Annotated in this window: 17 protein-coding genes; 13 read left to right on the top strand and 4 right to left on the bottom strand. The window is 43.2% G+C overall.

The genetic code is table 11. From position 1 onward, the window contains the following. Positions 1-50: 50 nt before the first annotated feature. Positions 51-1061, top strand: coding sequence for an RES family NAD+ phosphorylase (locus tag NYE33_RS00455; RefSeq protein ID WP_341064380.1), 1011 nt, complete (start codon positions 51-53; stop codon positions 1059-1061). A 385-nt stretch (positions 1062-1446) separates the two neighbouring features. Here the strand turns inward: NYE33_RS00455 and NYE33_RS00450 are convergent, their stop codons facing one another. Genes NYE33_RS00450 through NYE33_RS36410 form a run of 3 tightly spaced genes read right to left on the bottom strand, consistent with a single transcriptional unit; the run spans position 1447 to position 2633 of the window. After that, positions 1447-1923, bottom strand: a complete 477-nt coding sequence (locus NYE33_RS00450) for a hypothetical protein (RefSeq protein ID WP_341064377.1) — start codon at positions 1921-1923, stop codon at positions 1447-1449. A 46-nt stretch (positions 1924-1969) separates the two neighbouring features. Beyond that, positions 1970-2368: a transposase gene (locus NYE33_RS00445; protein WP_341064374.1), complete on the bottom strand. Its 399-nt coding sequence runs from the start codon at positions 2366-2368 to the stop codon at positions 1970-1972. Then, positions 2298-2633, bottom strand: coding sequence for a transposase (locus NYE33_RS36410; RefSeq protein WP_445669770.1), 336 nt, complete (start codon positions 2631-2633; stop codon positions 2298-2300). Before NYE33_RS36410 ends, NYE33_RS00445 begins: the two co-directional genes overlap by 71 nt. A 60-nt stretch (positions 2634-2693) precedes the next feature. On the opposite strand from NYE33_RS36410, the gene NYE33_RS00435 reads away from it, so the two are divergent. The 12 genes from NYE33_RS00435 to NYE33_RS00380 all read left to right on the top strand — a co-directional run bounded on the left by NYE33_RS00435 (position 2694) and on the right by NYE33_RS00380 (position 23394). Further along, the gene (locus NYE33_RS00435; protein ID WP_341064372.1) at positions 2694-3215 is read left to right on the top strand and encodes a WYL domain-containing protein; all 522 of its coding nucleotides are present in this window, start codon (positions 2694-2696) and stop codon (positions 3213-3215) included. 414 nt (positions 3216-3629) lie between these two features. After that, entirely contained in the window at positions 3630-4319 is a 690-nt protein-coding gene (locus NYE33_RS00430) for a hypothetical protein (protein ID WP_341064369.1), read from the top strand. A 38-nt stretch (positions 4320-4357) separates the two neighbouring features. Further along, positions 4358-6820 carry an AAA family ATPase gene (locus NYE33_RS00425; RefSeq protein ID WP_341064366.1) on the top strand — a complete coding sequence of 821 codons (2463 nt, stop codon included), beginning with the start codon at positions 4358-4360 and terminating at the stop codon, positions 6818-6820. After that, positions 6807-7844, top strand: coding sequence for a 5-methylcytosine restriction system specificity protein McrC (locus NYE33_RS00420; protein WP_341064365.1), 1038 nt, complete (start codon positions 6807-6809; stop codon positions 7842-7844). Before NYE33_RS00425 ends, NYE33_RS00420 begins: the two co-directional genes overlap by 14 nt. Positions 7845-7942: 98 nt before the next feature. Next, entirely contained in the window at positions 7943-9439 is a 1497-nt protein-coding gene (locus NYE33_RS00415; RefSeq protein ID WP_341064364.1) for a type I restriction-modification system subunit M, read from the top strand. Further along, positions 9429-10733: a restriction endonuclease subunit S gene (locus NYE33_RS00410; protein ID WP_341064362.1), complete on the top strand. Its 1305-nt coding sequence runs from the start codon at positions 9429-9431 to the stop codon at positions 10731-10733. The genes NYE33_RS00415 and NYE33_RS00410 overlap by 11 nt, the downstream gene beginning before the upstream one ends. Before the next feature lie 15 nt (positions 10734-10748). After that, positions 10749-13820 (top strand): type I restriction endonuclease subunit R, encoded by a 3072-nt coding sequence (locus tag NYE33_RS00405; protein ID WP_341064361.1) that lies wholly within the window; start codon positions 10749-10751, stop codon positions 13818-13820. 207 nt (positions 13821-14027) lie between these two features. Then, positions 14028-15224 (top strand): exonuclease SbcCD subunit D, encoded by a 1197-nt coding sequence (locus tag NYE33_RS00400; RefSeq protein ID WP_341064359.1) that lies wholly within the window; start codon positions 14028-14030, stop codon positions 15222-15224. Then, on the top strand, positions 15181-18273 hold the full coding sequence (locus tag NYE33_RS00395; RefSeq protein ID WP_341064358.1) for an SMC family ATPase: 3093 nt from the start codon (positions 15181-15183) through the stop codon (positions 18271-18273). The genes NYE33_RS00400 and NYE33_RS00395 overlap by 44 nt, the downstream gene beginning before the upstream one ends. 242 nt (positions 18274-18515) lie before the next feature. Beyond that, the gene (locus tag NYE33_RS00390) at positions 18516-19178 is read left to right on the top strand and encodes a hypothetical protein (RefSeq protein WP_341064357.1); all 663 of its coding nucleotides are present in this window, start codon (positions 18516-18518) and stop codon (positions 19176-19178) included. Positions 19179-20633: 1455 nt separating this feature from the next. Then, entirely contained in the window at positions 20634-21431 is a 798-nt protein-coding gene (locus NYE33_RS00385) for a hypothetical protein (protein WP_341064355.1), read from the top strand. Positions 21432-21447: 16 nt separating this feature from the next. Then, entirely contained in the window at positions 21448-23394 is a 1947-nt protein-coding gene (locus tag NYE33_RS00380) for a glycoside hydrolase family 32 protein (protein ID WP_341064353.1), read from the top strand. A 143-nt stretch (positions 23395-23537) separates the two neighbouring features. Here NYE33_RS00380 and NYE33_RS00375 read toward each other — a convergent pair whose 3' ends face one another. Next, the gene (locus NYE33_RS00375; protein ID WP_336103312.1) at positions 23538-24314 is read right to left on the bottom strand and encodes a class I SAM-dependent methyltransferase; all 777 of its coding nucleotides are present in this window, start codon (positions 24312-24314) and stop codon (positions 23538-23540) included. Between the last annotated feature and the right edge of the window lie 125 nt (positions 24315-24439).

The raw sequence follows: 24439 nt of genomic DNA, 5'->3' as shown, positions 1-24439 counted from the left end.
CTACGATGGTAAAATGACCAACATGAAGATGAGAAAGGTGACTCTGCCCTATGAAATCACAGAAGATGAATGAGGATCTGAATGATCGGTTCGAAGAGATGTCCATGCTATTTGATATCGAACTGGAATCGTGGTTTAATGCGGATACCTTTTATTGCGAGGGTTGTGCGGAGAAATTTATTCGAACATGGCCCGGGATCTATAACCGGGATCTGGACTTTCAACGAAATACTATTTCATTGGGATCCTTTTATCATGGGACTCGATTACGAGATGCCTTCACTGAAGAGGAATTCAATTCCCTCTTTCAACAGATGTCATGCCCACATTGTGGGGGACACATTACCGAGTTCTTCAGTCCTTATGAGCTAAAATTCGATGTGCCCGCTCGTTTTGAAACTGATGCAAAGGAAATTGCTGCTCTTGCCGAGCAGACCCCCTTTTTATTATTGAGTCATCCGTTCGCCCAGACTGTGTTCGATGAAATTCACCGGATCTCTAAACATGTCCCATTAACAAGCCTACCTACTCCAATGTTCCGAGCTCGAAAGTGCTCTCCGAAGCATAGTTTTTCTGGCATTGATTTTATGGCACCCAATAGGGAGATCATTGTTGAGGGAAGATACAACCATGCTGGCAACCAAGTGTACTATTTGGCAGAAGATATCGTGACGTGCTTCTATGAAATTCGGATGCCAAACGAGGGAATTATGGTCGGGAGAATCGAAGTTCCTGAATCAGTGAAGGTTTTCGATTTGATGGATGAACAGTTGGAGGAGAACAGCATTATTCAAGCCATCCAGTGGTCTTCCTTGCTCAGTTCTCCGGCCGAAGGGGAGGGGTGGCATAAACCTCATTATGTTTTCACTCGGTTCGTTGCGGACGTGGCCCGATCAGCAGGCTTCGATGCTATCCGGTACCCCAGTGTCCGGTTCCAAGAAGGAATCAATTACGTTTTCCTGGACTACGAAAAAGTGAAACCCCGGATTTCCGTCTCTGACTTCCGGTACGTCTCCAAGGAGGAAATCTTGGCAGAGAGGGACAAGAACCGAAGGTTTTGAAAGCAAACCCAGCGATTCATTGAACAAGTCCTGTGCAGCCGACTGAGCTCTTTCCTGTGTGCATCTCGGCAAATTAAGTTTTTTTGAATCACAGTGGAGTTAACGGGAAACGTTAGTTCAATGAAACAGCGACAGTCTAGGACTTTATTTTCTCGTCCTTTGCTGTCGCTGTTTCAATTTCTAGGGTCAGTCTAAAACTTATTTTATGAGTCTGACGGTATGACAATTCCAATAGCCGAATGGAATAAAGACATTAAGACTAATACTTTATTATCTTCTGATAACAATAAGTGTGATATCAATTGTTATCCTTACTTGAGTCTTGCGAATTTCACTTGATTGGGGCTAAAAGGGCAGACCTGTAGTATCTCGGCCAATCGACGTTTCAGGCAGACAGCTTGAGATGCTTGAGAATGTCGAAAAGAGGCTTTTTCTCAAGGGCCTGCTGGTACACATAGACGATGATCTGCCCAAAGTGCTTTTCTCGAATGCGGCGTACCACATCACCAAGTGTCAACTCGGCTTGCTTCTTCATCCATTCCTGCCGCTGAGACTCCAGGATGTTTTGTGTCAGGAATTGGATCGCCCAAAAACGTTGAATGCCCGTAAAGGAAAGCAGTTGGTATTGATCGAAGCCCAGCAGTTCTTTGAAGTAACTATATCCTGTCTCGATGTTCCAGCGTACGGCGTAATATCTCTGGATCGTAACGAGATCCAAAGACAAATCCGTACACAAGAGACAAACCTGTGGTTTGCTCGAAGCGGTGTAGGCATCCTTCCAGGACAGCAAGAGCTTGACGTTTTCGATATCGCTGACCGGTCCTTCGTAAGGATAGACCCAGTACCTCCCCTGGCCCTCCACCGTAACGGAGTGAAGGTCAGACTTTTGGATGTACTGCTCAGCAAAATCATTCGTCCGGCAGAGATACCCCTGCCGGACGAATGATGCGATTGGTTTTCACTGCGGCAATGACATGGAATCCCTTGCGGTTACATGCGTTAATGACTTTTCTGCTCGCGTACCAGCTGTCCATGAGGACATAGACACGCTCATCTTCTTGGGCTGAAAAGGCTTCGATGATTTCAAGGGCCAGGTCGTTCTTGCTTTTAAAGGGCAGTCGCTTGGCCTGGCAATACGCCTCTTGATAGTAGGGACGGTAATCCCAAGCGTAGGAACAGCCACTTGCGACCACCTGAGCCGTAACCAAGCAATGGCACCAGACGGACTTACCGGCTTCATGGGAATACTGGAAGCTTAGTGCCTCCATCTTCTTCGTCGACTTGTCTTTTTTTGCAGCACGTGTCATCCACGATGAGAAATACAAACTTCTGATCCCCGCTTTTCGCCTGCTTGGCCCGAATCTGATTCATGACCCTGTCCATACGTCGGCGCTGCATACGATTGACACACCAAGGGGAGTGATTCAGAAAATTTGTGGTGTTGCTCAGGTGACGATTGCCCTTGGCCGCTTGCTGGATTTGGGTAACATTCTTTCGTCCGGCACACAAAATGATGCCGAAGGCTTGATGTCCTTCTTTTATTCCTGCACTCGACAAAACTTCTAATTCCATAACTTTATCTCTGTTGACTCGACAGCATATTTTTCGCAACACTCAAGTAATATTATTCAGATGGGAACGCCTGCGTATCGTAAAGAAAGTTCTAACTTTTTACAGCCTATTATCAAAGCTATATTAGAACATAAGACAATTGATGCCGTCTATCATACCCAATCTCGTAACCAGACAACTGATCGCAAGATTGATCCATACTATCGTATTCCAAGAGATCAGCGCTTTTACCTTATCGGGTTTTGTCACTTAAAACAAGAAATTCGAACGTTCAGGATCAGCCGGTTTCTGAAGATTGAACTTACATCTATGTCTTTCGATAAGGGAGAATTTAATATTAAGAAATATTTGAAAAATACCTGGTCCATTGAACAGGGAGATCAAAGTATTGCATTTAAAGTGCGATTTAATGCGTCAGTGGCTCGATACATAAAAGAAGAGGAACTGTTTGTCCGACCCCGAATGACGGATCAGAAAGATGGAAGTATGATTTTTGAAGTAACCGTAAATAACGAGAAGGAGTTCATTAGATGGATCCTGCAATATGGTCCACAGCAGAAATATTGGAACCTAAGTTTGTGAGGGAATCCTTGAAGGAACAATTGAACGAATGGACACAAATGTATAAATAGACTGACAACTAAGAGACCTTAACTAGGTCTTTTTATTATTAAACCAATTAACCTAAACAAACAAACGTTCGCTGACATACTCTATTCACACTTACTCGTTATAATGAGGGTAGAAGAATTAAAGGAAGGAACTGGTTTGGGATAACCGAATTAAACAGTAGAGTAAGGAGAAGGATACATAATTGGTATAAGGCCTTTATAGACTTTTACCGTCAACAAGTTGCAACATACACAGATGAATTACAACGAGCTTTCGGGGTTACCGTTAAGGAATCGGGGCTTTATTTTTTACATCGGAATGATTATGTACGTGTATAGAAAATAGCATCATTCAAAAGAAACCTATAGTGAGGTGTTCATCAATATGAATGTACGTAAAGGCTATCTCCAACCTGAAAACGGTCGAGGGAGTCTCCGAGCAATTCAAGCTTGGGTGAATGATTATGAGACAGACTCCGTTGAATTAGTGACTATGCAACTATCCTTAAAGGGAAAACTTCAATGGGTATCGCCAAAACGTAGTAATTCAATGGCGGAATATAGAGATGTGGGGTTTCTAGAAAAAGTTGGTGTTGCAGATAAAATTACTGTACCTCTGCACAACTTTTGGCCTTCCAGGGGACCACAGTGGGATGCTCTCGGTGTAACTGAAGCCGAAGAAGTTATTCTAGTGGAGGCAAAGGCAAATTTAAAGGAGTTGAAGTCTCCAGGGTCGAAGGCGGGAGAACAATCTTTGGCGTTAATTAAGCAAACCCTAGACGAGGTGAAAGAGGATTTAGGGATAGGTGCACAGTTTGATTGGACGAAAACCTATTATCAGTATGCAAACCGAGTAGCACATTTGTATTATCTTCGTGAGTTAAACGGGATTAAGGCCTTTTTAATTAATGTATATTTTATAGGAGATCACAGTGTAAACGGACCATCTTCGGTTAAAGAATGGCAGGTTGCTATTGGACAAACAAAGAAGATGTTGGGGTTGGATCATGAGCATGTTTTGCAACCATATATGGTTGATTTGTTTATAGATGTTAAGATCATGAAAGGGATTTGAAATCATTCAATTAGAAACTTATACTAGGAGGCTCTTCGATGACTTATTGGATTTTTCAGGGTAATCCCAACGCGTTTGATGTAGATACATATTTACAGCAGAATAAATTTGTTAACTGGGATGTAAGACAAAAGCATTACATAAATGACATTCAACAGGATGACAAGGTATTTATATGGCGATCAGACGGTGGTACTAAGAATAGCGGTGGTGTGATCGCACATTGTACCGTAATGAATACGCCGGCTGTTGTAGATGAAGATAATTTGGGGAATTATCAGGTCCAACTTGAAGTTCAGGAGGTAAGGCTGAACACCGAAGAAGGAATGTTGATGAGACATGAACTCAAGCAAATCCCGGAAACGATGAATTTGCAGATATTTCGAATCAGCCAGCTGACGAACTACAGATTGTCTGATTCCGAATATAGCAATCTGCGTAAGTACTGGAATGCGCCTGAACAGGTTGGCGAACGAGCTAGTCTGCCATTGTTAGATAGATATTTATATCTGTTTAAAGAGAGCGCTGACGAATGGTTTGATAAGTGTGGTTTTTTACATGAGAACCACCTCTTTTTCCAATCGTTCAAGAATAGAGAGAACCTTGAAACTTTAGAGTGGGAAAAGATACAGGAGCTTGGTAATCATATTAACGCTTTTCGAATGAACCTTGCCAGAAAGAGAGCTCTGGGAAATATAAATGAGCCTATTGAAAAGTATCGCAATAGTTTTCTTTTCCTTTTGTATGGGGAAGGAGAAATTGAAGATCGAATCGATGGGTTTATTTCGAGCGATGATTACAAATTGTTCGGATTTGGTCACAGTGTGGTTAGCGAGCTGATTGGTAATGTCTTTCCGGATCAGTATTGCTTTTACAATCAAAGAGATAAGGTCGCCGTTGAAAATGTGCTGCTACTTAATCCTAAATATGCAAGAGGGGATTCCTACGGCGTTAAGTTTATGAAATTCCAACAAAGCCTCTTGGAACATGAAGTGTTGAATCATTATTTTGATATCGTGGGTAGAAAGACGGAATTGCCCCTTTATCTGGAGATTGACCAGTTCTTAAGCTTTTTATTCGAACAATTCGGCAAAGCTGAGGATGATGGTGATACTTCCAGTATTCAATATTGGTTGCTTGCTGCCGGTGAAGATGCGATACATTGGGATGATTTCTATAAGAATGGATTGGTTGCGATTGGCTGGGAAGAGTTAGGTGATCTAAAACAATATGCAAGCAAGAGAGAAATTAATGAATCACTAAAGGAGATTTTCCAACTCACACACAACCCTAATAATGATGCTTTGGCTAATTACGAGTTTGCGAACGAGATGAGAGAGGGCGACGTTGTTTTCATTAAGAAAGGAAGCAAGAGCATCATTGCCGTGGGTTCAATATCCTCGGATTACCAATATGATTTCACTAGAGCAATATATCACTCCATTCGAAAAGCGGATTGGTTGAAGGTAGGAGATTGGCAGATAGCTAATAAAACGCCTTTGAAAACACTAACGAATATTACGAGTTATACAGATTTTGTTCAAGAGCTTCTACAATTGACAGGGTTGGAAGAAGAAACAATTGATGAGAACGGTGCAGATGTAGAAGAAAATCGGACAGAGCAAAAGCTTACACTATACACGCTAGAACATTTATTTGAAGAAGTATTTATGACACCAGAAAAGGTTGAGGAGATTATAGAAACCTTGGATTATAAAAATAATATCATACTGCAAGGGCCGCCAGGTGTCGGTAAAACCTTTGTTGCGAAGCGCTTTGCTTATCTGCATAACGGAGTAAAGGATGATGGCCGGGTAATCATGGTTCAATTTCATCAGTCATATGCTTATGAAGATTTCATAAGAGGTTATAAGCCAGTTTCAGGTGGAGGTTTTGCTCTGAAGGATGGGATCTTCTATGAATTCTGCCAAAAGGCGATTCTGGACCCTGAACATAATTATTATATGATCATTGATGAAATCAACAGGGGTAATTTGTCCAAAATATTCGGGGAACTCATGATGCTCATTGAGACGGATAAACGCGGCAAATCTTACGCAGTCAAGCTTGCTTACAGTGAAGGGGACGAGTTGTTCTATATTCCTAAGAATCTATATATGATAGGTACGATGAATACGGCAGACCGTTCCCTAGCATTGGTAGATTATGCGCTTCGCAGAAGATTTGCCTTTATCTCTGTAGAGCCTGCCTTTCATAGCCAACAGTTTAGAGAAAATCTAATGGGCAAGGGAGTTAGTCAAGGCTGCATCGATAAGATCATAACTACTCTTACTGATATTAATCAGGCAATCGTCAAAGATATGCTGAATTTGGGTAAAGGTTATGAAATCGGACACAGCTATTTTTGCCCATTAACAGATGTACAAGACGAGGAAAAATGGTTCCGAAGAATTATGAAGCTGGAAGTTGAACCATTGCTCAACGAATATTGGTTCGATTGCGAAGATAAAGTGAGAGAGATGCTTCATGGAATATACTAAAATTCCTGTCAAGAATGTTTATTACATGTTGTGTTATGCATGGAATCGGCTTCAAGAAAAGGAATGTGTACCTGTAGGCCAGGAACAGGATAGAGATATATATCATCTGCTAACACGAGTGCTTCTGGAACAGCTGCAGTCCTTGATTAAGAGAGGTTTTTATAGAGAGTACACGGAGTTAACTGAAGAATCGGCTTCATTAAAAGGTAAAATCAATTTTCAAGACTCAATTCGTAAGCTATCTTTCCATAGAAGCAAGATGGTGATCCAATATGCAGAATTGAATCATGATATTCTGCATAACCGGATTATTAAGACCACATTATTCAATCTTCTTCATGTTAAAGATTTGGATCCGGGGCTGCGTGAACAAGTAAGCCGGATTTACTCTTATTTTGGGGAGATATCTCTGATCTCATTAAATGCTCGTATCTTTACCGAAGTTCGATTGCATAGGAGTAATAAGTATTATGGATTTGTCTTGGATATTTGCAAGCTGTTCTATGACTGCTTACTTATGAATGAGGAAGAATCTGATCTAAAATTCATGGATTTCCAGCGTAATCATCAAGAAATGGCTGCTCTTTTTGAAAGCTTTGTACGTAATTTCTACCGAGCGGAATGCACTGAATTTAAGGTTACTAGAGAAGTGATTTATTGGGATGCAGAGGGAGAGGACTTGTCGTTACTTCCTCGAATGGAAACGGATATTTCTCTGGAGTGTGACTCTTACAAAATCATTATGGATACGAAGTTTTATCATTCCGCTTATATCCAAAGGTATGACTCTGAGAAACTGATTAGCGGCAATTTGTATCAAATGTTTGCTTATCTGAATAACTATCGCCAGACGAATCTTGCAAATAAAAAGCCTGTCATTGGAACTCTTCTTTACCCCAAAGTCGACAAGGAATTAAATCTATCTTATGTGATAAAAGGACATCCTTTGAATGTTTATACGGTTGATCTTAACAAAAGCTGGCAGAGCATTCATAATCGGTTGATTGACATCGTAAATATTTAAAAAGGATGAGAATCATTTGTCGAATAAAGGAATTTCAAGTTAGTAAGTGGAATAAGACTATAGTACTACTAAACACCTAGACAGGAGAATTTCATACAATGGCAAATGAAAAGTTAGTAACGAGTATCGAAGACAAACTATGGGCAGCAGCAGATAAACTAAGAGGCAGTATTGATGCTTCCAAATATAAGAACATCGTACTCGGTATCGTATTTCTTAAATACATATCGGATCGATTCGAGCAAAGATATAACGAACTGATTGCAGAGGGGGATGGCTTCGAGGATGATCGTGACGAATACGAACGCTTTAATGTATTTTATGTCCCTGAAGAAGCACGTTGGAAATCCATCATTAAGCATGCGACTAAGCCAAACATCGGTCAAATCATTGATGAGGCTTTTATTGCGATTGAAAAAGAAAATAAAAATCTCGCCGGCGTGTTGCCTAAAATTTATTCCGGTGCAGATATTGACCAACGTAGAATTGGCGAAGTCATTATGGTCTTCGAAAACTCTAATACGCTATTGATTGAAGAGGACGCGCTTGGTCGAGTTTATGAATATTTTCTCGGTAAATTCGCCTTTATCTTGGGAGCGGGTGGCGGTGAGTACTATACTCCGAGTAGCGTAGTTAAACTATTGGTAGATATGATCGAACCCTTCGAGGGCACGATATATGATCCATGTTGCGGTTCTGGAGGAATGTTCGTACAGGCTCAGAAATTCGTTAAAGCGCATGGTGGCAGTACGTTCAAGCTTTCAGTGTATGGACAGGAATTAAATGCAGAGACAAGAAGACTAGCAACAATGAACCTTGCCATTAGAGGGATTGAATCCAACCTAGGGAAAACGCACGAAGATACATTCCATTCAGATCAATTCCGAGATGAAAAATTTGACTATGTACTTGCCAATCCACCATTTAATATTAGCGATTGGGGTCAAGAAAGCCTGTTAGATGATTCGCGTTGGAAATGGGGAATCCCTGCTAAGAACAATGCCAACTATGCCTGGCTCTCTCATATGCTGAATAAACTTAAACCTTCCAAAGGAGTTGCTGGAATTGTGTTGGCAAATGGTTCGTTGTCTTCGCAAACGGCGGGGGAAGGAACAATTCGCACTAAATTCATTGATGAAGACGTAGTCGATTGTATTGTAGCAATGCCAGATAAATTATTCTACACAACAGGAATTCCTGTGTGCTTATGGTTCCTGAGACGTGGGAAGAAACGCAAAGGTGAAGTGTTATTCATCGATGCTCGTGACATGGGTGTTATGGTAAGTCGCAAATTACGGGAGTTAACAGATGAAGACATCTCATTGATTTCGGATACCTACCATAAGTGGCTTAAGAATGATGGATATGAGGATGAGGTCGGTTTCTGTAAGTCAGCTAGTCTTGAGGAAATTCAGAAGCATGATTATATGTTAACGCCAGGACGTTATGTGGGTGTGAAAGAAATCGTAGATGATGAACCATTTGAGGAAAAGATGGAGAAGCTTGTATCCGAACTTTCAGATTTAATGTCGGAGTCTTCTGTACTGGACGAGAAGATCAAGAAGAGTCTGGGGGGGATTGGGTATGAGTTTTAGAGTTAATGGTTGGAAAGAGGTTCAGTTAGGTGATGTATGTACTTTAATAACTGATGGATCTCATACCAGCCCTCCGAGTGTTGAAAAAGGTTATTATATGGCATCTGTGAAAGATATGGATAAATATGAGTTTAACCTTGAAAATTGTAGAATGATTTCAGAATCTGATTTTCGTATATTGGTTAAAAATGGATGTAAACCTCAATATGGGGATGTTTTAATTGGAAAAGATGGCGCAAGATATTTAGAGGATGTTCTTCTTTTTAAGCAAACTGAAGACATAGTTCTTCTTTCCTCAATAGCTATACTTCGTCCAGATATGGAGAAAATACTACCACGGTTTTTGTATTATTTTTTAAATAATAAAACTACTAAAAATTATATAAAAAGTAATTATGGATCGGGATCAGCAATACCAAGAATGGTTTTAAAAGACTTTAAGAGAGTTCTAATTTTTTTGCCGCCGTTACAAGAACAAATAGGCATCGAAAAAATTCTCGCTTCTCTAGACGACAAGATCGAACTCAACAATCGCATGAACAAAGTGCTTGAGCAAATGGCACAAGCGATTTTTAAGCAATGGTTTGTTGATTTTGAGTTTCCAAATGAGAACGGTGAACCCTATAAGTCTAGTGGTGGTGAGATGGAATGGTGTGAAGACTTTGGGAAAGATATTCCGATATTTTGGAAGTATGGTAAACTCGAGGAATTGTGTGAGATCACATCAAGTAAGCGAATTTTCATGTCAGATTATAAGGTTGAAGGAATCCCTTTTTATAGGTCAAAGGAGATAATTGAAAAGTTTAAAGGAAATACAATATCTACTGAGTTATTCATTTCAGAAGAGAAGTTTAATGAGATAGACAAGAAACATGGTTCTCCGAGTCAGGGTGACATATTACTCACTTCTGTAGGGACATTGGGGGTGCCTTATTTGGTCAGTATTGAAAAGTTTTACTTTAAAGATGGAAATCTTACTTGGTTTCGAAATTTCAAAGAGAAATATTATAGTCAATTTATTTATAACTGGTTACTTTATGGTGATGGGGAAAATCAGATTGATAATATAACCATAGGTTCTACACAAAAGGCAATTACTATACAAGGATTGAAAAATGTTAACATTATTACCCCACCTCATAATGTACTTGAAAAATATGAGTTATTAATCAGTACTTTAAGTTTGAAGTGTAGCACTAATATCTCCTCAAATGCATGTTTATCTAACCTCCGCGACACCCTACTCCCCAAACTCATGTCCGGAGAAATCGACGTATCCCAAGTCGAATTATAAATTGGCGGTGAACCTATGTTTACAGAAGATAGCCTGGAAGCAGTAGTACTTGAACTTTTGCAGGACGAACTGAACTACACCATATTGAACGGCTACGACCTTGCGCGTGATTATGCAAAGGTTGTGTTAGAAGACGATCTGAGAGAGGCACTTTATGCTCTCAATCCAACTCTATCAACTGAAATCATAGAGGTAGCATTACGTCAGATTCTCTATATTGACGATGCTAGCCTTATCGCCGCCAATCAACTTTTCCATCGCTATCTCATTGAGGGCGTCAGAATTGAGGTTTATGGTGAGGACATTCCTGCGCGAATTGTCAAAGTGATGGACTTTGAACAGCCCTATAACAATTCATTCAAAGCAATCAATCAATTTACAGTCATTTATAAAGCTGAGAAGCGCCCGGATATCGTTTTATTCATTAATGGCTTACCGCTCGTAGTCATGGAATTGAAATCATCAGTTCGTGAGCAAGCGACGATTCATGATGGTTATTTACAGATCAAGACGTACCAAGATATGATCAAACCTCTGTTTCACTATAATGCCTTTAGTATCATTAGTGACGGGGTAAATGCCCGTTTTGGCTCGATCACCTCAGCCTATGACTACTTTATGCAGTGGAAAAAAGTTGATATGGATTCCCCTATTATAGATGCACCTCACATTGCGCAGATCGGTACACTAATCAAAGGTTTATTGCACAAAGAGCGGCTATTGGACGTGGTGAAGAACTTCACTTTTTTTGCAGGTGGAAAGTCCAAGATTATTTCTGCTTACCACCAATATTATGGTATGAAGAAGGCTATCCATAGTGTCGTTCATGCTGTGGATGGAGATAAACGCGGTGGTGTAGTTTGGCATACTCAGGGTTCTGGCAAGTCTTTTTCGATGGTATTTTTATCTGCGGGTTTAATTCAGAAGTTGAACAATCCGACGTTAGTTGTGGTAACAGATCGCAATGATTTAGATGAGCAAATTCACGGGACCTTCAGCAGTGCAACGGAATACCTTCGCCAATCCCCAGTTCGTGCCGAATCACGGGAGGATCTTAATACGTTGTTAGATAAGCGCTCTGTGGGCGGGATCATCTTTACGACAATTCAGAAATTCACTGAACAAACAGGGATGCTCTCTAATCGTCACGATGTTATTGTTATTGCAGATGAAGCCCATCGCTCCCAATACGGAGTCGACCCTGATATCAGAATTGACAAGAAGACGCTGGAAGCCGAGTTGGTCTATGGCTATGCCAAATACTTAAGAGATGCGTTACCGAACGCTACATTCATTGGGTTTACGGGTACCCCCATTGACTCGAATGATAAATCAACCATCGGGGTGTTTGGTGAACTGATTGATGTTTACGATATGACGCAAGCCAAGTTGGACGGAGCAACAGTGGACTTACACTATGAGAATCGTTTAGCCAAAGTGCATCTCGATGAAGGAATACTCGACAAAATTGATCATGAAGTCGCGAAGATTCAAGAACAAGGCCTTTCTCTCGAAAAGATTGAACAATTGAAAAAAGACCTCGTGACAATGGAAGCGGTCATTGGTGATGAAGATCGGTTGAATCTGGTCGTGGATGATATTCTGAAGCATTATGCAATTCGTAAAGATATGCTCAAAGGTAAAGCGATGATTGTCGCTTATTCGCGCAAAATTGCTTTTCGGATGTATCAACTTATTCAAGAGAAAGCACCGGAATTAGCCGATCACGTTCGTTTGGTTATGACGGACAGTAATAAAGATGAACAAGAAATGCGCGATGTTATAGGAACTAAACAATACCGTCAAACACTTGCTAACCTTTTCAAAAAAGAGGACAGCGACCTTAAAATAGTCATTGTGGTCGATATGTGGTTAACCGGCTTCGATGTTCCCTGCCTTGATACGATGTACATAGATAAAATTATGAAAGAACACAATTTGATGCAAGCGATCGCTAGAGTCAACCGCGTATATAAAGAGAAAGAGTCCGGACTCATCGTTGATTATATCGGGCTGAGCAAATATTTAAAAGAAGCCTTGAATACCTATACCAATCGGGATAAGAACAGTGTGCCTGATATCGAAAAAGCCAAGGAAATACTAATGACCGAAATAGAGATTTTGGAAGGAATGTTCCACGGCTTTGAATTTAGCAGGTATATGGAAGCTACGCCAAAAGAACGCTTCGAGCTCATTCAAGATGGTGTTGAGCATGTATTGAAGGAACGCGCCAAAGATGTTTTTATGAAGCATGTAGTTAGGTTGCAAAGCGCGTATACCATTTGTGCGACTGCGCTGGATTTTGAAGTGCGCGTCCGAGTGAGCTTCTTTGTAGCGATCAAATCGTTTATTGTTAAGGTAGAACGGGATGGCATGCCTGATGTGGAAGCATTCAAACGGAAAATATCTGAGATGATCGAACAAGCCATTATTAGAGATGGTGACGAGGTGGTTTCCATTTCTGCAAAGCAAGAAAAGAGCCTGTTATCCGTTGAAAATTTGCAAAAGATCATGGCGATGAAACGTAAAAATGTTGCAGCTAACATCCTGAAAAAACTACTTGATGATAAGATCAAATGGTTCGAGCAAACGAATATTGTTCGTTCGGGATATTTCTCCGACAAGCTAAAAGTTATCGTAGAACGGTATAACCATATTGAAGATATCAATGTGTTAATTACCGAGATGATCGATATCGCGAAGGAAATTGAATCGGCAACTAATGAAGGTATAGATTTGCAATTGTCACCTGAGGAGCAAGCGTTCTATGATGCTTTGGCGAAACCAGAGCTAATTAAAGCGCATTATAAATCAGACATACTACGAGAAATGGCAAAGAGATTAATTCAATTGATTAATGATAACAAAACTCCCGATTGGGAAAAACGTAACGATGCCAGAGCCAATATGAGATCCCTCATCAAACGTTTATTGAAGGAATATAAATACCCGCCCGATGAAATCAAGGATGCTACAGAATTGGTGATAAAGCAAGCTGAACTGCAAATGAAGAACAACTTGTACACTCAAAGGAACCATTGGACAAATCCTTCTATAGCTGCGGAGACGAGAGGGACATATTTATAGGGGATGGATTGCATTATACGATTTGATTTTAAAAAAAGAGAACATAGTAGTCGGCAATTAAACTTTTATATGAAATCACATCACAAGAACAAGAGTTCGCTGACAACCCACTGTCAGCGAACTTTTGTTAATAATAAAGTAACATAAAAACTAGGAACCCTATGACGCTTAAGTTAGGTGAAAGAATATCCGAAAGGACGGGAAACCATGAAAATCTTCCACACAGCAGACTGGCACCTGGGCAAGCTGGTACAAGGCATTTATATGACTGAGGATCAGCAATATATTCTTGAACAGTTTATCAAGGATATTGAGGCAGAGCAGCCTGATGCTATCATTATCGCAGGCGATCTATACGATCGTGCCGTCCCACCGACGGAAGCAGTGCAATTACTCGATAGGGTGCTGCAGAAGATTATACTGCAGTTGAAAATTCCCGTGCTCGCCGTCGCCGGTAATCACGATAGTCCAAGCCGCCTTGATTTCGGTAGCAGTATTATGAAAGCCTCGGGGCTCCATATTGCAGGGGAACTTACCACCTCAATGGAGCCAGTGATATTGAATGATGAGCATGGTGAAGTTCACTTCCATCTTATTCCTTATGCTGAGCCGGGGAAAGTACGTTATTTACTTGGTGATCAGGATATTAGAACACATAACGATGCCATGCAGAAGATTACGGAGAATATTAAAAGAAAGATGGACCCAAACGCCCGCCATATTTTTGTGGGACATGCTTTCGTGACGCCTGGCGGTGAAGCGCAGGATAATACAAGCGACTCTGAACGGCCGCTGTCCATCGGTGGGGCTGAACATGTAAGCTCCGAATTTTTTGACGGATTCCATTACACCGCATTAGGTCACTTGCATCAGGCACATCATGTTGGAAACGAAACGGTCCGATATGCTGGCTCACCGCTGAAGTATTCCATTTCGGAAGAACTTCATAACAAGGGATATTTAATTGTCCATCTGGATAACCACGGGGAAACAACGATTGAGCGGAGACTGCTGACACCACGACGTGACATGCGGACCGTAGAAGGCTTGATAGCAGATATAGAGCGACATGTTATCAATGAGGATTATGTGTTTGTCCGCTTGCTGGATGAAGTGTTGGTCTCATCGCCAATGGAACGAGTACGCTCGGTCTATCCAAATGCTATGCATGTAGAACGCAAGATGGCTATCTCAGGGTTAATTGGGGAGGCACAGGCGGTTGATGGGCGAGCGAAAATGGATGGACTTTCGCTGTTCAAAGCTTTTTATAAAGATGTAAGAGGAACGGAGCTATCGCCAGAAACAGAGAAGTTGTTTATCGAAACGCTGCAGGAGATCCTGGAGAAAGAAGGTGAGCGTTATGAGACCATTGAAGCTGACAATGACGGCGTTCGGGCCGTATAAGGATACAGAGGTTATTGATTTCTCTGAGCTTAAAGAGCACCGCTTATTTGTGGTATCAGGGAACACGGGGGCCGGGAAAACATCTATTTTTGACGCGATCAGTTTCGCTCTTTATGGAGATGCAAGCGGTGAGGACAGAAATGATAACAAGATGCTCCGCAGCCATTTCGCCGATGACCAGGCCCACACTTCAGTTGAATTGGAATTTGAGCTGAAAGGCCGGACGTATCGAGTATTTCGGCAGTTGGCTCATGTGAAGGCTGGTAATAAAGGTGCCACGGGAGAAAGTTATGAACTGCATGAAATCGGCAGTGGACAGGCTATCCCTATTGTCGATCGCTTTATCGTGTCGCAGGTGGATGAGAAAATTCGCGGACTTATTGGACTCACCAAGGAGCAGTTTAGCCAGATCGTTATGCTGCCACAGGGTGAATTCCGCAAGCTGCTCACCTCAGAGACAGAGAACAAGGAAGAAATTTTGCGCCGGATCTTTAAGACAGGATTATATAAACAGGTCACCGACCATTTAAATGAACAACGTAAGGATATGCAGCAAGTCTGTTCGGAGCAGGCGAAGATGCTAGAATATCATATCTGTAATGTGAAGGGTGCTTTAGGCGGACGTGAAGACTCAGAATTGTACAGGGTCTTCCAGCAGGATAACTACAATACTTATCAAGTGCTTGAAGCATTGGATAAAGAGATTGAATATTATACTGTGCAACTGAAAGAAAAAAAGCTGCTGCTGCAATCCGAAATGACCAAGTTCCAAGAGCATACGGCGGTCTACCATCAAGCTCAAGCCGTGAATGGGCAATTTGATCTGTTAGACCAGAAATCTGAATTAAAGCAACAGCTAGTAGCGAAAGAGGATGTTATCAAGCAGCAAACGGTGCAGCTTTCACTCGCGGAGCAAGCGGATCATCTTGAGATCTATGAGCGGCATAATATTGAAATGACGGATGAACTAAGCCGTAAAATCAAGTTCCTCGAAGCTGCGCTTACTGAATGCCTGCAGGCTGAAGCTGCCCTCAGTTCGGCTAATGCTCTCTATAAGCAGGAAGAGGGAAAAGAAGAAATACGCAATCAATCTTTACGTGAACTGGATCGACTTCAAGGATATCTACCAGCAGTAAAAGAGATTGATCAGAGGCAGCAACGTGTCACGAAACTTGCGATAGAAGTGGATACCTTGTCCAAGCAGTTGAACGGTGTAAATGATGAGCTGGAAATTAAGCATAACGAACGATCCTCTAAGGCAGCTCAAGTAAAGGAACTGGAAGATAAGGTTCTCCATTTGCCAGCAAAGACAGAGAAGCTTAATCTGTTAAGACAGCAGGCTGTAATTATGAAAGAATACCTGGACCTCTTAGACAAACTTACAAAGGAACAGGCAGAAGAAAGAGAGGATAAAGTGTCGTTTGATCAAGCAGATCAAGCGTATTCTGCAATTGAGGAACGCTGGATTGAAGGACAAGCAGGATTGCTTGCAAGTCATCTTCATGACGGTGAGTTATGTCCGGTCTGCGGAAGTCTTGATCATCCCCAAAAGGCGGCAGTCACCGGCGATATTCCTACCAAAGATGAGCTTGAACAGATGCGTAAGGAGAAATCTTTATTTGAAAAAAAATACCTCGAAGCAAAAGCGAAACTTACAACTACTGAACAGCAGATTCGAGAGAAGCGGCAACCGTTGCTGGAACTGGGGTATCCGTTAGAAGGGATTCAGAGTGTATATGCGGAGCTATTAATAGAGGGGAAGGCGCTAAAGGAAGAGGAGAATAGGCTGAAGGAAGCTTATGCCATGTTAGCTCCACTCAAGCAAGCATTAGATACATTGGATAAGAAATTGGAGGATTTACGCAAACAAAAGGAACATACGCTGAATTTGTTCAATAACAAAAATACAGAACATGTAACTGAGAAAGCGTTATTTGATCAATCGTTATCCAGCTTGCCAGAAGATGTACGTAGTCTTGAGAAGCTAGAGCAGCATATCAAGATTGCAGAGGTCAACAAAAGGCAAATGGAGGATGCATGGAAGCAAGCGCAGAGTCAATACCATGAGGCGAATGAACGGAAAATTAAAGCTTTTGCAAGTCGAGTCAATGCTGAGAACGTGAAGAGCGAAGCGACTACCAATAAGGGCAAGGCTCTTCATAGCTACCTCGGAGCGTTAGAACAAGCTGGGTTTGCTTCAGAAGAAAACTATAAAGCAGCGAAGATGAGCAATGGTGCTCAAGCTGAGCTGAAGAGTCGAATTGAAATGCACAAGGCCTCATTGGCATCGGTAACCAAGCAAATTGAGGAATTAACCTCTACGCTAGCAGGTAAAGAACGTCAAAATCTTGCTATCCTGCAGAAGCTTCTAGATGATCTGGAGCAATCTATTGATATCGTTCGCGCGGATTCTATCCAAGCCGAGAATAACTTTGATAAAGGAACGGAATTTAAGGCGAATATTCTTATGGCTGAGCGTAGTTTCCAAGAGGCTGAACGCGAATACCAAGTCGTGAAAGATTTATATGATGTTGTACGCGGAGAAAATAGTAGTAAGATCTCCTTTGAACGCTATCTGCAAATTGAGTTTTTAGATAAAATTATTCACAATGCAAACCATCGGCTACAGAAGATGTCCGGAGGACAATACTACCTTGTCCGCAGCGACCGCATGGAGAAACGCGGCAAGCAAAGTGGCCTTGGTTTTGATGTGTATGACAATTATACCGGTCAACTGAGGGATGTGAAGACATTATCCGGTGGAGAAAAGTTTAATGCTTCCTTGTGCCTGGCGCTAGGAATGGCTGATGTTATTCAAGCCTATGATGGCGGCGTTTCACTAGAAACCATGTTCATCGACGAGGGTTTTGGTTCACTGGACGAAGAGTCTCTGAACAAGGCCATTGATACTCTGATTGACCTGCAACAGTCCGGCCGAATGATTGGTGTGATCTCTCATGTCCAAGAGCTGAAACAGGCGATACCAGCAATCCTGGAGGTGAAGAAAACCAGGGAGGGGTATAGTTATACTAACTTTTATGTGAGTTAGAAGGTTTAAAGTGTTGCCTGTAAGATCTTCTCCCTATCGGGAGAATTTTATTGTACGAATATACTACTTTGAGAGCCCAGTTAACTTTATTATAGTAAGGAACAATCTATTGAGGAGGGGGTGCATGGCACTAATTAGAAATTTAAGTAAAATAACAAGGGGTTCAAGATTGCAAGTAGAGTAGTAACCGGCTTGGAATCGTTTAATTAACAAGAAGATATTTAACATGGAGGTTTGACTGCATGCCTACCCCAATCGATAATAACAGCTTATTACGCCGAGCATACCAGCTACTTAAGCAAGATATGTCTAACCCACAATATGCTCACATCGAGCCATTGGCTACTCAAACCTTACAGCGGCTGCATCAAGATATTCATGCATGGGACCTCTCTGCCGAAATATCGCATTTCGATGCTTATTGGACAGAAACAGAAGCTAATGCTATTTCGGCTGAAGGTACAGCTAGAGTCTTTAAAGGAGATTTTGTAACATATCTACAAGATACGAATACACGAGAAAAAGTCCGTCAATTGTTACTGCTTCGTAAGAAGGAAGGATTCGACTTTCGCGCAGTTAATAAAGCGGCTGAGATCGGACTGATCGAACATATGGACAGGTTCTCATTTATAAATGGGAGACCATTGTTTTATGTGCATCGCATGGAGATTATGATCTTCCCAGAACTGTTCACGTCGATTGCGGATCGGAACAAACTGGAGAGCACGGGTAGGGAGCTTGGAATAAAAGTGGGGAAAGTCGCTTTCGAAAGGCTTCAATACCAGATTCGCGATAAAGTGGATGATTTTATTCACGAGGAAGGCTTAATGAATGAAACCGACTTTGTAAAGCGGGGTATCGCATGGTGGGTCCTCAATGCTGCAAAGGAACTACGCAAAAATTAACCATTATTGATAATAGAGGCCTAGTGAAGGCTACGAAAGATAATAAGTGAGGATCCGATGCTCCATTAGTAAAGCTAGGGAGGAGTTAACAAAATAATGCGAATAATTGTCCGTCCCCCTTTTTAGTCTAACCATCCTTACGTAATAGTTAGCTACCTCCAATATGAACGAATATGAATAGATACTCTTGTTATTGTGGTAGCGATGAGACCAGTCATTTAATAAATTGATGTAAAATTGATGTAAAACATCAACAGAAACATGCGGAAATCAGCCTTCCAGAACGGAAGTCCATTGGGAAAAGCCCGTCAAATCAAGGTTTCTGCGGAATGCTACAGATCACATCCCAGGATAATATGTTCCCGCATACGGTGCATGTGGAAAGTGTGGCTTGGTTGGTGAGGGATGTTGTAACCCTCTAATCTAAAAAATGAATAAAGATGTGATAAAGCCGATAAATAGATGCAGGGGAGAGGACGAATCCCTCTGCTGTAACCCCCACATAAACTGACCTCTGATCACTTAATGTTTACCTATAAGCCGGGCAATCTTCAGGCATTCCCCTGATTATCGCCCGGCTTTTCTTTTCCCGGTATCCCTTTCTACGATGCCTCAGATGCACTGGCACTTCAAATCCTTTCCTGGAAATTGATTATCGCACAAGCCATAAAGAACAATTCAAGAATAGGGTTGGTTAGTTCTGAGGTGAGGTAACGTACAAGTGGATTATAAAATTTAAAAGTATAAACAGAGAATATTGAATTTAATCGGCTCTTTCATTTGATAGGATGATATCGTAATGGGCAAAGGCAATCCAGAATGGGGGGGAATCGAGAAAATCAATTCGTTTACAGCATGCTTGTTGGCGGAAGGGTTTTGATCAATTGCGCACCTAGCCAAGCTAGGCACAACTAGCCGGTGAAAGTCCGGCCGAGGTAGGAGCAAATCGCCTCGTAGCTGGCACGCAACTGGTGGAGAGATCCTAAGGTTGAAGCCCTGTGCAAAAGTACCTTCTACAGGAAGGGCGAGCAAACCGGCAGGCCGTAACATGAAGTGAATCCTGTCGCGTCGTCACAAAAGACTCGAAAGAGTCAAGATGCATATGAAGATACCGTATCCTTACCATGGAAGGACTCACGTTCGCTGCTCTCCAACAATCGGAGCCAGGCCTTCTGGTTAAACAACAGGGTAAAGACAATGCGAAATAAAAAGGTATAAGTGAACCTGAATTTTTTATTGAAAGCGTTACCATCTTAGTGATTGAGGACATGGAGTTCCATAAATACCGGTTTGATTTCTTTTGGTAGTTAATTGAATGACTGCTTTTGTTCTATCGTAGAGAAAACACCTCTTCGATATGGTTATGCTGATTTTCTAGGTGTGAAAGTTGAGTTTATTTATTATCATTTTCACAATCCGATGAATGGGAGTGGATGACTGTTGTTGAAGAATCGAATGTTTTATGGGGTAAAGCTCATACTCGCGATGATGCTTGCCATACCGATTTTATGGACAGGTAACGCTACAAGAGCAACAGCCGATGGTACTGGGGTGAACACGAACTTAAGCGGCTGGGTGACTTCGGGGGATGCGGGGACATTAACGAACAGTGCAGACGGGAAGCTGCTCACGTCTGGCGGTAATTTCTTTGCGCTATCGACAACGACTGCCAACGATTTTACTTATGAAACTGATGTGACCATTCGCCAATTCCAAGGGAGTGGCGCATTGGTATTCCGCTCCAATAACAGCGGCTGGGGCTCTTATATGCTGCAGATCGATCCGGTAGGCGGCCGGATTCGCTTGAAGGATGCGAACGGAGATCGTGAGTTGGGCGTGTACAGCGTTTCGCTTGCGGCTAACACAACCTATCATCTGAAAGTGAGAGCTGTTGGATCAGCGCTCCAGGTATACTGGGGGAGCAGTGCTACACCTTTGATTAGCATAAATGACAACGCTTACACCGGAGGTTACTTAGGTGTTCAAGTTTGGAACAGCTCGATGTTGTTCCAGAACATCATAATGACACCGGATTCGACAACGCCAACTGCAACGCCAACTGCAACGCCAACTGCAACTCCAACTTCAACGCCAACGCCAACTGCAACTCCAATTGCAACCGCAACCGCAACCGCAACCGCAACCGCAACCGCAACCGCAACCGCAACCGGCAACCGCAACCGCAACCGCAACCGCAACCGCAACCGCAACAACTCCACCCGTGTACACGAACCTAAGCGGCTGGGGAACTAGTAATCTGAAAAGTTGTATGTCAAGGGGCGAGTGGACGCTGAATCAGAACATAGTTAAGGGCGTCGGATCTGCGAACGCAGAAGCGACTTGTATCGCCGACAGTGTGACAAGCGATTTCGTGTTTGAGGGTGACGTGACGGTGGACTCCTTAACGCCGCAAGCGGTCGCAGGGTTGATGTTCCGTTCTGACAGGGATGGTACGAACGGATATATTCTTCGAATACGGCCGAGCGATCATACCGTCACATTACTCAAAAAACACGGGGACACCGAAACGGTAATCCAATCGAAATCCGGCATTCCTTTGAAGACTGGGAACAAACACCATATTGAAATAACGGCGATAGGTTCGAACCTTACGGTTTATGTCGATGGGTATTCGGCGGAGAAGATCGTAGCACAAGATGCCGACTTTTTGAGCGGATACGCCGGAATGACGGTGAAGAATGGGGCCGCATATTTTCAAGATGTGTATCTTACCCCATACAGCAATTATTATACTGAGCTGTACCGACCGCAATACCATTTTACGGACACGCGAGGATGGGCCAGCGATCCGAACGGACTGGTGTATTTTGAAGGTGAATATCATCTGTTCCACCAGGATGGAGGCCAATGGGCTCATGCCATCAGCACCGACCTTTTACATTGGAAGCAGATGCCGCTTGCGTTGAAATGGAACCACTTGGGGCATATTTGGTCGGGGTCCACGGTTGCTGATTTAACCAACGCTTCAGGGTTGTTCGGGGACTCAGGCGGTAAAGGTTTGATTGCCTATTATACTTCATTCAATCCGAATAAGCCGAACGGCAATCAGAAGATCGGGGCTGCGTATAGCAAAGACAAGGGACGCACGTGGGTATATTACGGGGATGACGCCATAGTGCCTAACCCGGGCGGCATTAACGGCAGTTGGGATTTCCGCGATCCGAAAGTCGTGCGTGACGACGTCAATAACCGATGGATTATGGTGGTATCCGGCGGGGATCACATTCGCTTTTTTACATCGACTGATCTGCTTCATTGGACGTGGACCGACAATTTCGGATATAGCCAATATATACGCGGCGGGGTGTGGGAGTGCCCGGATTTGTTCCAACTTGCGGTGGACGGGAATGCAAACAATAAAAAATGGGTGCTGATGATCAGTACCGGCGGCAACCCGAATACGCAAGGTTCGTCGGCGGAATATTTCATTGGTCAGGTAACGGCGGATGGAAAATTCGTAAATGACAACCTTCCGGGCAAAGTGTTGCTTACCGACTTCGGGAAAGAGAATTACGCTGGGATGTCGTTCTACAACACACCAGATAACCGGCGCATTACGATGGGATGGATGTCAAATTGGGATTATCCATTTAGCTTCCCGACCGAAGGTTGGAAAGGGCAATTGACAATTCCCCGCGAGCTGTCGTTAAAGACCGTGAACGGGAACGTCATCCTTGCGCAGAATCCGATAAGCGAACTGAGTTCATTGCGTGGAACCGATTTTTCAGTTAACAATGTTTCGGTAACACCGCAATCCGGCAATATCCTTGGAACGGTCAATGGAAATGCATACGAAATTGTCGTGGAACTCCAGCTCCCCAATTCTGGAGCGGCTACCGAATTCGGATTCCGATTGCGGGAAGGCGGAGGACAGAAGACGGTCGTCGGCTATCGGAGTACCGATAACAAGATGTTCATCGATCGATCCGCTTCCGGCAGAACGGATTTTGCTTCCAATTTTACGACGTTGCATGAGGCGGTTGTGCAACCCGTCAACGGTGTCGTCCGTATGCATATCCTTGTGGATGAGTCTTCTTTGGAGCTATTTGGCAACGACGGGGCAGTGGTCTTTTCGGACATCATCCTACCGGATTCCACTAGCAGCGGGATGAGCTTTTATGCATCCGGTGGAACGGTTGTCGTGAAATCATTACACGTGTATTCCTTGAAAAATACATGGAGAAGTTCGATGTAGATGGCAATACAGTACAATGAATAGTGCTGGATCGCCGATTGCTGGAACTCGGAGTCGGCGATCTATTATAGATGAAAGATGCGCGGGGAGCCGCAATCTGAGGGAATTCGCCTAAGTTAAAATTGGGTGATTTTCGTCTGATTTCAGTTGGCCTGCTTCACCGCGCAGATGCGCAGCCGCCGGTAGTCTGCGATCCACTGGCCCTGCTGGTAATGCTCCGGCCGCAGTTGTTCTTCTACTGCTTGATAGATCGCTACCTTGTGCTCCGCGCTGACATCGTAGAAGAAGTCATCGGCCATCATGTCCAGCCAATCATGGACTCCGCTCTCACCATGCAAGGGTGTAGGCCGTTCAAAATGCTGGGCCAGCGTAACGAGGAAGCCATGCTCCTCCAGTACTGCCGCATATTGGCTGATGGTAGGGAAGTACCACGGATTACGTCCTTGCGGGTCATAGCCATGCGCGGTCAGTGCGCTCTCGGTCGCATTCACGAGAGCGGCGACGTTGCGATAGCCGCCGAACTCGGCGACGAATCGCCCGCCATCCCTTAGTGCGCTTGCCACAGTCACCGCGACCGCGTGCGCGTCCTTCATCCAGTGCAATGCTGCGTTAGAGAACACCGCATCGAAGGGTTGGGCTGCCCGGTAAGTGTACGCATTCTGGGCGCTCAGACTCAGGTGCGGGTACTTGCCGCGGCCGCGTGCGATCATCTCAGGCGACAGATCGATGCCTACCGTCACCGCTCCGGCTGCCGCGATCTTAGCCGTCAGGTCGGCCGTCCCGCAGCCGATATCCAGCACCCGTTCACCGGGCTGAGGCTGTAGCAGCGAGAGGACGTCACCGCCCATTTTGGAGACAAAGTCCAGTTTGTGATCATACGTGTCCGCCTGCCATTGGTTATTGGAAGTCGAGTGAGTCATGTGCTTCCCCTCCTTTGAAATCCAGTATAGCGATGCACAGCTTATAAATGAAATATATAGTTTCTATTTAGTTTATATCCATTGCCTATAAGTGCTGCTCTTCAATAAATAGAAAATAGACCGCA

Origin of the sequence: Paenibacillus sp. FSL R10-2199, from assembly GCF_038000235.1 — a bacterium.
GTDB classification, from domain to species: Bacteria; Bacillota; Bacilli; order Paenibacillales; family Paenibacillaceae; genus Paenibacillus_AQ; species Paenibacillus_AQ phytohabitans.
This window is presented reverse-complemented; position numbering and strand designations above follow the sequence as displayed.